Source organism: Marisediminicola sp. LYQ134 (assembly GCF_046599635.1).
Taxonomy (GTDB): Bacteria; Actinomycetota; Actinomycetes; order Actinomycetales; family Microbacteriaceae; genus Marisediminicola.
Genome location: NZ_JBKIWP010000001.1, coordinates 1,195,633 through 1,209,186, shown reverse-complemented (window position 1 = coordinate 1,209,186; position 13,554 = coordinate 1,195,633). Strand labels below are relative to the sequence as shown.

The window sequence follows — 13,554 nt, the reverse complement described above, 5'->3', positions numbered from 1 at the left end:
CGCGGGGAGGGACGGACGTCGAGCCTCATCGGATGACGGGGGTCGCCGCCACCCAGCGGTGTCGGAAGCGGTTCACGGTAGAATCGCAGGGCCGCCCCTCTCTGGCGTGCCCATTCTTCTTCTCCCCACACGTGTTCGTGTCGAGGGAGCTCCGCACAAACGCAAGGAATCCAGCCATGGCCGACCACGACGACGCCGAGCGCGACAGCTACCCGAAAATCGATGACAAACTCGTCGAACGCATCACCTCCCTCGACGACGAAGCCGCCCAGCAGCGCGCCGCGACCCTGCGCGCGGGGCTCAGCGACTACGACCTCGAAGACGACGACATCGATGTTCTCGACACCGACGACTTCGATCCCGACGCGGTCACGTACCTCCCCGCGCTTCCCGTGCTCGCCATCGTCGGGCGGCCCAACGTCGGCAAGTCTGCTCTCGTCAACCGCATCCTCGGTCGTCGCGAGGCCGTCGTGCAAGACACCCCCGGTGTCACGCGCGACCGCGTCACCTACAAGGCGGAGTACGGCGACCGCCGCTTCACCATGGTCGACACCGGAGGGTGGGAGCCCGACGCTCGCGGCATCAACGCGTCTGTCGCCGCACAGGCCGAGATCGCGGTGGACCTCGCCGATGCCGTGCTCTTCGTCGTTGACGCGAACGTGGGTGCGACATCCACCGACGAGCACGTCGTGCGCATGCTCCGCTCGACCAACAAGCCCGTGATCCTCGTGGCCAACAAGGTCGACGACACCCGCCAGGAGCCCGAAGCCGCCGTGCTGTGGAGCCTCGGGCTCGGCCAGCCGTGGCCGGTCTCGGCCCTGCACGGCAGGGGAGTGGCCGACCTGCTCGACCACATCATGACCGTGCTGCCCCAGGTGTCTGCGGTCGCCAAGGAGGAGGTCGGCGGGCCCCGCCGCGTCGCCATCCTCGGTCGCCCCAACGTCGGCAAGTCGAGCCTGCTCAACAAAGCCGTCGGTGAAGAGCGCGTCGTCGTCAACGAGCTCGCCGGAACCACGCGCGACCCCGTCGACGAGCAAGTGGAGATCGCTGGCAAGGTGTGGCGCTTCGTCGACACCGCGGGAATCCGCCGCCGCATGAACCTCGCCCAGGGTGCCGACTTCTACGCCTCGCTGCGCACGAGCGCCGCCCTCGAGAAGGCCGAGGTCGCGATCGTCGTCCTCGACGTGAGCGACGTCATCAGCGAGCAGGATGTGCGCATCATCGACCTCGTGCTCGAATCGGGCCGCGCGCTCGTGCTCGCCTTCAACAAGTGGGACCTCATGGACGACGACCGTCGTCGCTACCTCGAGCGCGAATACGAGCAGGATCTCGCGCACGTGGCGTGGGCGCCCCGCGTCAACATCTCGGCGAAGACCGGCCGTCACCTCGAGAAGCTCGTGCCCGCACTCGAGGTCGCGCTCGAGTCGTGGGACACCCGCATCCCGACCGGCAAGTTCAACGCCCTCGTGGCGGAACTCGCGGCCGAGCACCCGCACCCTCTGCGCGGCGGCAAGCAACCGCGCATCCTCTTCGGAACACAAGCGGCGATCCGCCCGCCGACTTTCGTGCTCTTCACCACCGGGTTCCTCGACCCGGGCTACCGCCGCTTCATCACGCGTCGACTGCGCGAGATCTTCGGCTTCCAGGGGAGCCCCATCAACGTCAACATGCGCGTGCGGGAGAAGCGCAAGCGCACGTAGGTGCTCGCCGGGCGGCGTAGCCCGGCGATCTCTGAGCACATCCGCCGCCCATTTCGGCGTCCGCCGTTGCACTATGCGCGGCGGACGCCGAATCGAGCGGCGCATCGGCGGTGCGCAGACCTGTCCGGGCCGGGCTACGCCGGGCGAGGCCACCAGGCGGGCATGAGCTGAAGCACCGTCGCCGAATAGTCGTGTGCGTCGTCGTCGGTCGCGCCGTCGCGCACCACCCAGTGCTCGATCGACCCCACGAGACCTCCGGCGATGTAGGCGGATGCCGCGGCGTTGTCGATCGTCGTTGCGACGCCCTTGCTCTCCCACACCGTCATCGCCACGAGAGCGCGTTCGCGTAGGCGCTCGGTGAGCGCGGTGCGCAGACGCGCACCGATGGTGGACGCGAAGAGGGTGCGATACGCGGAGCGTTCGGCGGCGACGTGCTCGAGAAGGTTCGTGAGCGACTCGGCATAGGCGGCGCGCACGGTTTCGACCGCGTCATCCGCTGCGGGGTCGATGTCGACGCGAGCGATGTCGTCGAGTTCACGCACGAACACGGATGCCGCGAACTCGCCCACGTCGGAGAAGTGCCCGTAGAACGTGGTGCGGTGCACGTTCGCCTCGCGGCACAGGGCCGACACCGTGATGTCGTCGAGCCGTTCGACGGCGAGGAGCCCGTGGAGGGCGGCGGTGAGGCTCGCTCGCGTTCGAGCCATGCGGGGTTCGACCGGGTCGCTCACTGAGATTGCACCTTTCGCGGAAATCGCTGAACCCGCCGACGGTGTGTCGGCGGGCTCAGGGTGTCACGCTACGCGCTCGGAACGCGCGAGACGCTACGCGTGGTGCGCGAGCCCCGCGGTCTCTCCGCCGTCGACGATGAACTCGGCTCCCGTGGAGAAGCTCGACTCGTCGCTCGCGAGGAAGAGGATGAGCTGCGACACCTCGTCGGGCTCGCCCGCGCGGTTGAGGGCGGTGTGGCGCTGGTCTTGCTCGAGCTCGGCCGTCATGGGTGTCTTGATCACGCCGGGGTGCACCGAGTTGACGCGCACGTTGTGCTTTCCGAGGTCGAGCGCCGCCGACTTCGTGAGCCCGCGAACGCCGAACTTGGCGGCGGTGTAGCCGGGGAGGGCCTCGTAGCCCTGGATGCCCGCGGTCGACGAGATGTTGATGATCGACCCGGCCTTCGACTTGGTGATGGCGGGCGTCGCGGCGGTGATGCCGAGGAACACGCCCGTGAGGTTGATGGCGATGATCGTGTTCCACGCGTCGACGGTGTACTCGCCGATGGGGGCGAAGTTGGCGATGCCGGCGTTGTTGATGAGCACGTCGAGCGAACCGTATTCGTCGACGGCGAGGTCGACGGCGGCCTGCCAGTCTTCGAGCTTGGTCACGTCGAGGTGGATGAACTGCGCGTCGGGTCCGATCTCGGCGGCGAGAGCGGTTCCCTCCTCGTCGAGGATGTCGCCGATCACGACCTTCGCGCCTTCCGCGACGAGCAGGCGCACATGGGCTGCGCCCATTCCGCGGGCGCCGCCGCTGATGAGCACGACTTTCTCGTTGACTCGAGCCATGGGGTTCTCCTTCGTTCGGGATGTGTGCGTCGGCGCCGCCCTCGTTGGCCAGTGCCGCGCATCCGATCGTTCTATTCTACAGGTGTCGATTAGCGCGGGCAATGAGGCTCGAGCGATGCGGCGCCGGACGGGCCGCGCCGGAGGGGCGCGGCGGGCGCGTTCCCCGGCCGCGGGCGGGCGCACGGTGCATGCTGGGGTGATGACCGATCAGTCGAGGCCGCCGCACGTGCCCGCCCACTTGCGCGACCCGGGCGACGCCTGGGTCGAGGCGCCAGACGGCACGCGGTACTGGGGCCGGTTCGGAGCGGCCGGGCTGCTCGTGTGGCACCGCTCGCTCGGCATCCTGCTTCAGCACCGGGTGTCGTGGAGTCATTTCGGGGGCACCTGGGGACTCCCCGGCGGCGCACGCAAACAGGGGGAGTCGGCGGATGCCGCGGCGATGCGCGAGGCTGCGGAGGAGGCGACCGTTCCGAGCGAGCTTCTGCGCGTGATCGACACGTCGGTGCTCGACCTCGGGTTCTGGTCGTACACGACCGTCGTCGTCGAGGCGATGGACGAGTTCGAGCCTGTGATCGCGGATGCCGAGAGCGCCGAGCTGCGCTGGGTCGCTGTCTCGGAGGTCGACGCGCTGCCGCTGCACCCCGGCTTCGCCGACGCGTGGCCCGTCTTGCGTGAGCGGCTTCGCTGACGCGCCGAGCTGCACGAGCGGCGGCGCCGACGGTTGAGGCGACCGCGAACACAACATGAGCGCCCCTCGTAACGTGCCGTTCACATGTACCCCGTACCGTCGCCGTCGTACCCCCTTTCCTCTCTCGACAGGACTTCCATGCGCCGTTCCCGCGCCGCGAGCACCGCTGCTCTCGCTTGTCTCACGCTGACCCTCGCCCTCCCCGCGTCGGCCGCCTTCGCGGCCCCCGGTGACCCCGGTGAACCGATCGAACTGACCGTCATGGCGACGACCGACACCCACGGTCACGTCTTCGACTGGGACTACTTCCGCAACGCGCCCTACGACACCGACGAGACCCTCGGTCTCACTCGCGTCGGCACCGCGGTCGAGGCGGCCCGGGCGGAGAAGGGCGACGAGTCGGTGCTCGTCGTCGACAACGGCGATGCTCTCCAGGGCACCCCCCTCACCTATTACTACGGTCTCGGTGATGGACGCGACGGCGTGCTCGACGGCACCACGACACATCCGGTCGCGTCGGCCTTCAACGCGATCGGCTACGACGCGACCACGGTCGGCAACCACGAGTACAACTACGGCCTCGACCTGCTCGACGCGTACGAGGGCGATCTCGACGCGTCGATGCTCGGCGCCAACGTGATCGACGTGGCCACGGGGGAGCCGTACCACGAGCCCTACGACCTCGTCGAGCGCACGATCGACGGCGTCGACGTGACCGTCGGGGTGCTCGGCCTCGTGACCCCGGGCGTGCGCGTGTGGGACAAGCAGTACGTCGACGGCGTTCTCGAGTTCCGCGACATGGTCGAGACCGCGCAGCAGTGGGTTCCGGAGATCGCCGAGCAGGCCGACGTCGTCGTCGTGCTCGCGCACACCGGCCAGGGCGACGTGGCAGACGAGGGATACGACCCCGCGCTGCTCGAAGAAGACGTCGCGGGCAACATCGCGCGCCTTGTCCCGGGCATCGACCTGCTCGTCGCCGGGCACTCGCACCAGGATGTGCCTCAGGATGTCGTCACCAACGTCGCGGGCGAGCAGGTGCTCATCACCCAGCCGCGCTACTGGGCCGGCAGCGTCTCCGAGGTCACGCTCAATCTCGTGAACGACACCGAGGGCGGACTCGACGTCGACTGGAGCGAGGGTTTCGCCCCGACGGTCGAGAAGCGAGACGGCACCGAGATCGCGACGGAGAGCGAAGCGGTCGTCGACGCGGTGGGAGCGCAGCACCAGACGGCGATCGACTACGTGAACACGGCGGTGGCGACATCCGTGACCGAACTCCCAGCCACGACATCGCGCTACGAAGACACCGCGATCATCGACTTCATCAACAACGTGCAGTCGGAGACGGTCGAGGCGGGCCTCGCCGACACCGAGTTCGCCGACCTCCCGGTGATCTCGCAAGCGTCGCCGTTCTCGCGCACCGCCGTCTTTCCCGAGGGTGAGGTGACCATCCGCGACATCGCGGGGCTCTACATCTACGAGAACACGCTCCTGGGCGTGCGGATGACGGGCGCCGAGGTGCGGGAGTACCTCGAGTATTCGGCGCGCTACTTCAGCCAGGTGGAGGAGGGAGCGGAGTTCGACCCCGAGACGGGAACGAACGCGAACGACATCCCCGACTACGCCTACGATGTGCTTTCGGGCGTGAACTACACGATAGACATCTCGCAGCCGGTCGGCTCACGCATCACCGGTCTCGAGATGCCCGACGGAACGCCGATCGCCGACGACGACGAGTTCGTCATGGCCGTGAACAACTACCGCCAGAGCGGCGGAAGCGGCTACCCCGCGATCGCCGACGCTCCCGTCGTCTACGACGAGCGCCTCGAGATCCGTCAGCTTCTCATCGAGTGGGCGAGCGCCAACAACATCGACCCCGCCGACTTCTTCGTCGAGAACTGGAGCCTTATCACGGCGCCGCTCGCCGTCGACCCGACGGACCCGACGGACCCGACGGACCCGACTGACCCGCCCGTGACCGCCCCCGGTTCCGGTGACGACGGAGCGGGAGCGCCCGGTGCGGGCGACGATTCGGGCGTGGGCTCGGACGGAGACACCGCGCCGGCGTCGGGCTCCGACGCCGACGACCTCGCCTACACGGGTGCGTCGACGTCAGGACTCCTCGTTCCCGCCCTCGCGCTTCTCGTCGCCGGTCTGGGCCTGTCGGCCTTCGGCTTCGCGCGCCGTCGAGCACGCATGACCGAGTAGCGGCCTCGCTGTCGGTCGCGCGGTGGCGACATCCGCTCTCCGGAGTGGATGTCGCCACCCGCGCGACCCGCTAGGATTGTCTCTCGGTGCCGCGCGCAAGCGCAGCACAAGTCACGGGCTGTGGCGCAGCTTGGTAGCGCACTTGACTGGGGGTCAAGGGGTCGCAGGTTCAAATCCTGTCAGCCCGACAGATGACGAAGAGGGCCGCGGATGACGCGGTCCTCTTCGCGTTAACTCGAGTGGCCCACCGTGTCGGCCGGTCGCGCAGGTCCGGGCGCGGAGACCTCAGCCCTGAACCGTGGGGCGGATGGTGAGGTCGCCGATCTCGACGTCTGCCGGCTGCTCGAGCACGAATCCGACGGCGTTCGCCACGGCCTGGGGATCCAGCCCGAACGAGCGCATACCGGCCTGGATCTCTTCGCGCGCCTCGGGCGCCATGCCGTCTGCGAGTTCGGTCTGCACGAAGCCCGGGGAGATCGACGTCGTCTTGATGACGCCGTCGGTCGACTCGGCGCGCAGGCCCTCCATGATCGTGCGGGCCGCGTTCTTGCTCGCTGCGTAGACCGCCATGCTGGGCGAGACGGTGATACCGGCGGTGGAGGCGATAGTCACGATGTGGCCGTGGCCCTGCTGCCGGAAGATGGGCAGCGCCGCAGCGAGCGCGTTGAGCAGCCCGTGGACGTTGACGTCGATCATGGCCGCCCAGTCATCGGTGTCTCCCAGCTCGAGAGGTCCCAGGCGGGCGATACCTGCGTTGTTGACGAGCGCATCGAGCTGGCCGAACTCTGCGACGGCCGCGGCGACGAGCGCACGAACGTCGCCGACATCGGTGACGTCCGTGGGCACGGCGATCGCTCGGCCGCCATCGGTTCGGATCGTCGCGGCGACGGCGTCGATGCGGTCGGTCCGTCGAGCCGCGAGCACGACGGCCGCGCCGCGCCGCGCGAGTTCGATCGCGGTCTGCTCGCCGATCCCGCTGCTCGCTCCCGTGATCGCGATGATGCGGCCCTGCAGAGATTTCGTGGTCATGGGGTCTCCTCGTCTAAGCTGACACGTGTCCGCTTCGTCGCCAGCCTAAACGGACACGTGTCCGTATTGCAAGGAGAAGGCATGCCAGAACGCAGGATCCGTGCCGACGCGGCCGAGAACCGGACTCGGATACTCGCGGTCGCGCGGGAGCAGCTGGACTCCACGCAGGACCTTCGTCTGAATGCCGTGGCCAAGGCAGCGGGCCTGGGGCAGGGGACGCTGTACCGGCACTTCCCGACCCGGGAGGCGCTGCTCGTCGAGGTCTACCGCGCCGACGTCGCGGAACTCGTCGAGGCCGCGGGGAGCCTGCTCGCCGAGCATGACGCGGTGACCGCGATGCGGCACTGGCTGGATCGTGTTGCCGACTACGCGCGCGTCAAGCGGGGTGTGCTCGCGGTGCTGGAGCCCGTGTCTGGCACGGAACTCGCGACGAGCCACACGCCGCGCATCGGCGAGGCGATCGCGCTCCTGCTCGAGGCCGGTCGAAAGGAAGGGACGATCCGCGACGACGTCGACGAGGCGGACGTGCTCGTCTTGCTCGGGTTCCTGTCACGGATGACGAACGCCGAGGCCGCTCCCCGCGCATCGCACTTGCTCGGGGTGCTTCTCGACGGGCTACGCGCGCGAGATTGACCTCCCGACAGGAGGCTGACGGCTTCGTCAGACACGCTTCTTGCGCGACCCCGCGACGGAGCCTGTTGCGCCCGTCGCGCCCGCGGCACGTCTCGTCTCGTCTCGTCACACCCGACGCGCAGCCCGCCCCCGAAGCGGCAGTCGCACACGTGACTCTCTCGGGGAGCACCGCGGCGAAGGTGACGCGTCTGGCTTCCGCGCGGGGCACGACTCCGGATTCCGTCGTCGCGCACGCCGTGGACACCCTGCCGGAGTGACCCGCGGTGTTGCAGGAGCGCTCCGCGATAAAGTCGTCGCAGTTCCCGAGCAGTGAGGCACGCATGAGTCGGTCGAAGCGAGACCAGCGGAGGTCCGGCACGTTCCTCTTCGTCCTAGGAATAGTCTGCTGCGCTTTGGGAATTTTCGCGATGTCGGTCTCGGGCGGCGCCGACCAGAGCTTCCGGAGCGTACTGGTGGCCGTGCTGGGTTTTCCGGTGGGGGTCGCGTGCATTGTGTTTGGTGTCGTCCACATGGCAGGGCAGGGTTTTCTGCGCTCGTCGGACGACTGAGGCACGCAGAAACGTATATCCAACGCTCGCCGCACGCATGCCGCTCGAACGCGAATCCCTCGAGGGGCGGCGTGCGGTACCCGCGGGCTCGGCGTGAGGGTGCCTGCGCCCTAGCCCTAACCGTCGCGGACCGGGGGCCGGGCGAGAGTCGCGGTGAGCGATCGCCGCCCGTCGCGAAAGGCAATGAGACCCGCCTCGAAGTCGAGGGCGGAGCTCACGAACAGGGCGCTGCCGTCGCGGGCGACATAGATCTTGCCGCCACCCCGCACCGCGTCGACGACGCAGACACCCCCTCCGGCGAGAGGGATGACTCTCAGCTCGGCGTGCGCACCGAGAGCGGCGAAGTACCCGCGAGCGACGGTCGCCAGGCGCTCGTGTTCGGGCGTGATGTCGGTCACCGCGACCGCTATACCCGCGGCCGGGGCACGAGCCGCTCGAGCTGGGTCACGTGCGCCGGCGTGAGCTCGTCGAGCGACGTCACGCCGAGAAGACGCATGGTGCGCCGGATCTCGGTGCTCAAGATCTCGATCGCGCGATCGACACCCTCGCGCCCTCCGGCCATGAGCCCGTAGAGGTAGGCGCGGCCGATGAGCGTGAACTTGGCGCCGAGGGCGACCGCGGCGACGATGTCGGCGCCCGACATGATGCCGGTGTCGAGGTGCACCTCGGTGTCGTTACCCACCTCTCGCACGACCTCTGGCAAGAGGTGGAACGGGATCGGCGCGCGGTCGAGCTGACGGCCGCCGTGGTTCGAGAGGATGATGCCGTCGACACCCAGCGCGGCGAGCCGCTTCGCGTCATCCAGATTCTGCACGCCCTTGACGACGAGCTTGCCGGGCCACTGGGCTTTGATCCACTCGAGGTCGTCGTAGGTGACGGTGGGGTCGAACATGGTGTCGAGCAGTTCGGCGACGGTGCCCGACCAGCGGTCGATCGAGGCGAAGGCGAGGGGCTCGGTGGTGAGGAAGTTGATCCACCAGGCCGGACGGGGCAGAGCGTCGATGACGGTGCGCGGGGTGAGCATCGGGGGAATGGTCATGCCGTTGCGCGTGTCGCGCAGGCGAGCACCGGCGACCGGGACATCGACGGTCACGAGCAGAGTGTCGAACCCGGCCTTCGCCGCCCGGTCGACGAGCGCCATCGAGCGGTCGCGGTCCTTCCACATGTAGAGCTGGAACCAGTTGCGTCCGGTCGGGTTCGCGGCGGCGACGTCTTCGATCGACGTCGTGCCCATGGTCGAGAGACTGAACGGGATGCCGGCGGCCCCCGCAGCACCCGCACCGGCGATCTCGCCCTCGGTCTGCATCATCCTCGTGAACCCGGTGGGGGCGATGCCGAACGGCAGGGCGGTGGGGCCGCCGAGCACGGTCGACGAGGTGTCGACCGTCGAGACGTCTCGCAGGATCGAGGGGTGGAACTCGATGTCGCGGAACGCCTGCCGCGCTCGCCGCAGCGAGAGCTCCGCTTCGGCCGACCCGTCGGTGTAGTCGAACGGGGCCGTCGGGGTGCGGCGCTTCGCGATGCGCCGGAGGTCCTCGATCGTGAGCGCCTCGTCGAGCCGCCGCTTCTTCGCGTTGAGCGTCGGCGTCTTGAACTTCATGAGCGGTGCGAGATCGCGGGGCTTCGGAAACTGTCGCTTCACCATGGTGTGATTCTCTCTGATGTCGTGCGGGGAGTGGGCTGTCAGGTGGTGCGGGGTCGATACGACCGGGGCGGCATAGACCGGCAGACGAGGTGGCGCAGGGCTTCGAGATCGCCGGTGACGAGACCGCGCGCCCGCGCCTGCACGAGCACATTGCCGATGGCGGTCGCCTCGACCGGCCCCGCGAGCACGGGGAGACCCGCGCGATCAGCGATGGTCTGACACAGGAGCGCGTTTCGCGACCCGCCGCCGACGATGTGGATCACGTCGACGCGCTTCGAGGCGAGGCGGCTCGCCTCGCCGACGGTGTGGGCGAACGCCGCGGCGAGACTCTCGATGATGCTGCGGACGACCTCCGCGTGCGTCGTCGGCACCGGCTCGCCGCGCTCGCCGCACAGAGCGGCGATGCGCGAGGGCATGTCCCCGGGAGGCAGGAGCCGCGCATCGTCGGCGTCGAACACGCCGACCGTCGTCGACACGGCGGCCGCGGCATCGAGCAGCGACGGGAGGTCGACGACCGAGCCGTCACGCTGCCAGTGCCGCACCGACTCGCTCAGCAGCCACAACCCCATGACGTTGTGGAGAAAACGGATGCGTCCGTCGACGCCACCCTCGTTGGTGAAGTTCGCGTCGGCGGCGTCGGTAGACAGCACGGGGACGTCGAGCTCGACTCCCACGAGCCCCCACGTGCCGCAACTGATGTAGGCGAAGTTCGGCGTCGTCGCGGGAACCGCCACGACCGCCGACGCGGTGTCGTGTGACCCGACCGCGACGACGTCGAGCGTGCGCGCGGCATTCACGCCGAGCTCGTTTCGCGCCTCGGGCGACAGTGCACCGATCGTCGTCCCGGCATCGACGAGCGGGGGAAGGATGTCGCGGGCGACACCCAGTCGCGCGATGAGGTCGTCGTTCCACTCGCGAGTGCGCACGTCGAGCAGCCCTGTCGTCGACGCGTTCGTGCGCTCGGCGACCGCGCGACCCGTGAACCAGAAGCCGATGAGGTCGGGGATGAGCAGCGCCGTGTCGGCGAGGTCGAGGAAGCCGGACGCCTCGTCGGCGGCGAACTGGAAGAGGGTGTTGAACGGCAGATGCTGCAGTCCGTTCGCGGCGAAGAGCGCCCCCTTCGGCACCGCGGAGTGCGTGCGCTCGATCGCGGTCGCCGTGCGCTCGTCGCGGTAGTGGTATGGCGTGGAGAGCATGCGCCCTCCCCTCATGAGGGCGTAGTCGACGGCCCAGGAGTCGATGCCGATGCTCGAGAGACCGGGCTCGTCGCGGGCGGCCGTCGCCACACCCGCGACCACGTCGCGGTAGAGCTCGAGGATGTTCCAGTGGAGGCCGTCGGCGGTGCGCACGGGGGTGTTCGCAAACCGGGCGACGTGACGGAGCGTGATGTCGTCGTCACCGACGTATCCGACGATGACCCGACCGCTCGTCGCGCCGAGATCGACCGCGGCGACCGCCTCGGTCATCGCAGGAACGCGGCGGCGACACCCGCGTCGACGGGGATGTGGAGTCCGGTGGTGTGCGACAGATCGCTCGAGCACAGCACGAACACCGCGTTCGCGACATTCTCGGGCAGAACTTCGCGCTTGAGCAGGGTGCGCTGCGCGTAGTACTCGCCGAGCTCCTCTTCGGGCACGCCGTAGACCGCGGCACGCTTGGCGCCCCAGCCCCCCGCGAAGATGCCCGAGCCGCGCACCACGCCGTCGGGGTTGATGCCGTTGACTTTGACGCCGTGCTCGCCGAGCTCGGCGGCGAGGAGGCGCACCTGATGGGCCTGGTCGGCCTTCGTTGCGGAGTAGGCGATGTTGTTCGGGCCCGCGAACACCGAGTTCTTCGACGAGATGTAGACGATGTCGCCGCCGAGCTTCTGGTCGATGAGCACGCGCGCGGCGGCGCGGGAGACGAGGAACGAGCCCTTGGCCATGACGTTGTGCTGCAGGTCCCAATCCGCGACCGTGGTCTCGAGCAGTGACTTCGAGAGCGACAGCCCGGCATTGTTGACGACGAGGTCGAGCCCACCGAAGGCGAGCACGGTGGCGTCGATGGATGCCTGCACCGCGGTCTCGTCGACGACGTCGGCCTGCACCCCCACCGCGACATCGGTGCCGCCGATCTCCGCGGCCGCAGCCTGCGCCTTCGCGAAGTCGAGATCGGCGATGACGACGCACGCGCCCTCCGCGGCGAGCCGCGTGGCGATGGCTTTGCCGATGCCCGACGCGGCACCGGTGACGAGGGCGATGCGGCCCGCGAGCGGCTTCGGGCGCGGCATCCGCTGCAGCTTCGCCTCTTCGAGTGCCCAGTACTCGATGCGGAACTTCTCCTCGTCACTGATGGGCGTGTAGGTCGAGAGAGCCTCGGCGCCCCGCATGACGTTGATCGCGTTGACGTAGAACTCGCCCGCGACGCGCGCGGTCTGCTTGTTGGGCCCGTAGGAGAACATGCCGACGCCGGGAACGAGCACGATCACCGGGTCCGCCCCGCGGATGGCGGGGGAGTCGGCCGTCGCGAACCGGTCGTAGTAGGCCTGGTAGTCGGCGCGGTACTCGGCGTGGAGTTCGGCGAGCCTCTCGAGCGACTCGTCGACCGTGGCATCCGCCGGCAGATCGAGCACGAGCGGTTTCACCTTCGTGCGCAAGAAGTGGTCGGGGCAGCTCGTGCCGAGGGCCGCGAGCCTCGGGTGCTCCGACGACGCGAGGAAGTCGGTGACCACGGCGTCGTCGGTGAAGTGCCCGACCATGGGGCGGTCGGTGGAGACCAGCCCGCGGATCGTGGCGGCGAGGGCCGCGGCCTTGGCGTGACGGTCTGCGTCGGGCAGGGCGGAGTATCCGTCGAGTGGTGCCCCGAACGGATCAGGGCGGCCGTGCTCGGCGATGAACGCCGTCGCCGTCTCGATGATCCAGAGCGAGTTCGCCTCTGCCTCGTCGCTCGTGTCGCCCCACGCCGTGATGCCGTGGCCGCCGAGGATGCAGCCGATCGCGCCGGGGTTCGCCGACTTGATCGCCGCGATGTCTTCGCCGAGCTGCCACCCTGGCCGTCTCCACGGCACCCAGACGACCCTGTCGCCGAACGCCCGCTCGGTCAGCCGTTCGCCGTCGGCGGCGGTCGCGATGGCGATCCCCGCGTCGGGGTGCAAGTGGTCGACGTGGGGCGCGTCGACGAGTCCGTGCATCGCGGTGTCGATCGACGGCGCCGCCCCGCCCGTGCCGTGGAGCGTGTAGTCGAACGCCGCGACCATCTCGTCTTCGCGGTCGACCCCCGGGTAGACGGCGGAGAGGGCGCGGAGCCGGTCGAGTCGGAGCACCGCGAGGCCCCCCTCGACGAGAGTAGCGAGGTCGCCCCCCGACCCCTTGACCCACAGCAGCTCCACCGGGTCGCCCGTGACCGGGTCGATTTCCGTGCCCTTGGCCGAAGTGTTGCCGCCGGCGTAGTTCGTGTTGCGCGCGTCGGCACCGAGACGGTTCGACCGAGCGAGGAGTTCGGCTGCGGTGGGGTTGGTCATCGTCGGAGGCTCCAGGGTGTCGTCGGTGTCGTCGTCGTGGTC

Annotated in this window: 11 protein-coding genes and 1 tRNA gene; 5 read left to right on the top strand and 7 right to left on the bottom strand. The window is 69.0% G+C overall.

Features of this window, described 5'->3' with window-relative positions; all coding sequences use genetic code 11:
* Positions 1-176 precede the first annotated feature (176 nt).
* The gene (gene der / locus ACLHIH_RS05770) at positions 177-1,700 is read left to right on the top strand and encodes a ribosome biogenesis GTPase Der (protein WP_411315742.1); all 1,524 of its coding nucleotides are present in this window, start codon (positions 177-179) and stop codon (positions 1,698-1,700) included.
* A 134-nt stretch (positions 1,701-1,834) separates the two neighbouring features.
* On the opposite strand, the gene ACLHIH_RS05765 is transcribed toward der, so the two are convergent.
* Both ACLHIH_RS05765 and ACLHIH_RS05760 read right to left on the bottom strand, forming a co-directional pair.
* Positions 1,835-2,407 carry a TetR/AcrR family transcriptional regulator gene (locus ACLHIH_RS05765; protein ID WP_411315741.1) on the bottom strand — a complete coding sequence of 191 codons (573 nt, stop codon included), beginning with the start codon at positions 2,405-2,407 and terminating at the stop codon, positions 1,835-1,837.
* Between the two features lie 117 nt (positions 2,408-2,524).
* Positions 2,525-3,262 carry a glucose 1-dehydrogenase gene (locus ACLHIH_RS05760; RefSeq protein WP_411315740.1) on the bottom strand — a complete coding sequence of 246 codons (738 nt, stop codon included), beginning with the start codon at positions 3,260-3,262 and terminating at the stop codon, positions 2,525-2,527.
* 199 nt (positions 3,263-3,461) lie between these two features.
* Between ACLHIH_RS05760 and ACLHIH_RS05755 the strand changes: the two genes are divergently transcribed.
* The 3 genes from ACLHIH_RS05755 to ACLHIH_RS05745 all read left to right on the top strand — a co-directional run bounded on the left by ACLHIH_RS05755 (position 3,462) and on the right by ACLHIH_RS05745 (position 6,346).
* A complete protein-coding gene (locus tag ACLHIH_RS05755) occupies positions 3,462-3,950 on the top strand; it encodes an NUDIX domain-containing protein (protein WP_411315739.1) in 489 nt (162 codons plus the stop codon).
* A gap of 138 nt (positions 3,951-4,088) precedes the next feature.
* The gene (locus ACLHIH_RS05750; protein WP_411315738.1) at positions 4,089-6,158 is read left to right on the top strand and encodes a bifunctional metallophosphatase/5'-nucleotidase; all 2,070 of its coding nucleotides are present in this window, start codon (positions 4,089-4,091) and stop codon (positions 6,156-6,158) included.
* 114 nt (positions 6,159-6,272) lie between these two features.
* Positions 6,273-6,346, top strand: a tRNA-Pro gene (locus ACLHIH_RS05745).
* 97 nt (positions 6,347-6,443) lie between these two features.
* Here the strand turns inward: ACLHIH_RS05745 and ACLHIH_RS05740 are convergent.
* Complete coding sequence (locus ACLHIH_RS05740; protein WP_411315737.1) at positions 6,444-7,187, bottom strand: SDR family oxidoreductase; 744 nt, start codon at positions 7,185-7,187, stop codon at positions 6,444-6,446.
* Between the two features lie 57 nt (positions 7,188-7,244).
* On the opposite strand from ACLHIH_RS05740, the gene ACLHIH_RS05735 reads away from it, so the two are divergent.
* Complete coding sequence (locus tag ACLHIH_RS05735) at positions 7,245-7,820, top strand: TetR/AcrR family transcriptional regulator (RefSeq protein WP_411315736.1); 576 nt, start codon at positions 7,245-7,247, stop codon at positions 7,818-7,820.
* 664 nt (positions 7,821-8,484) lie between these two features.
* On the opposite strand, the gene ACLHIH_RS05730 is transcribed toward ACLHIH_RS05735, so the two are convergent.
* From ACLHIH_RS05730 to ACLHIH_RS05715, 4 genes are read right to left on the bottom strand one after another with little or no spacing between them, the layout of a single operon-like run.
* Positions 8,485-8,766 (bottom strand): hypothetical protein, encoded by a 282-nt coding sequence (locus ACLHIH_RS05730; protein WP_411315735.1) that lies wholly within the window; start codon positions 8,764-8,766, stop codon positions 8,485-8,487.
* A gap of 8 nt (positions 8,767-8,774) precedes the next feature.
* Positions 8,775-10,013 carry an alpha-hydroxy-acid oxidizing protein gene (locus ACLHIH_RS05725; protein ID WP_411315734.1) on the bottom strand — a complete coding sequence of 413 codons (1,239 nt, stop codon included), beginning with the start codon at positions 10,011-10,013 and terminating at the stop codon, positions 8,775-8,777.
* A 38-nt stretch (positions 10,014-10,051) separates the two neighbouring features.
* Positions 10,052-11,479 carry a rhamnulokinase gene (locus ACLHIH_RS05720; protein WP_411315733.1) on the bottom strand — a complete coding sequence of 476 codons (1,428 nt, stop codon included), beginning with the start codon at positions 11,477-11,479 and terminating at the stop codon, positions 10,052-10,054.
* Positions 11,476-13,512, bottom strand: a complete 2,037-nt coding sequence (locus ACLHIH_RS05715; RefSeq protein ID WP_411315732.1) for a bifunctional aldolase/short-chain dehydrogenase — start codon at positions 13,510-13,512, stop codon at positions 11,476-11,478. Before ACLHIH_RS05715 ends, ACLHIH_RS05720 begins: the two co-directional genes overlap by 4 nt.
* Positions 13,513-13,554: the final 42 nt, after the last annotated feature.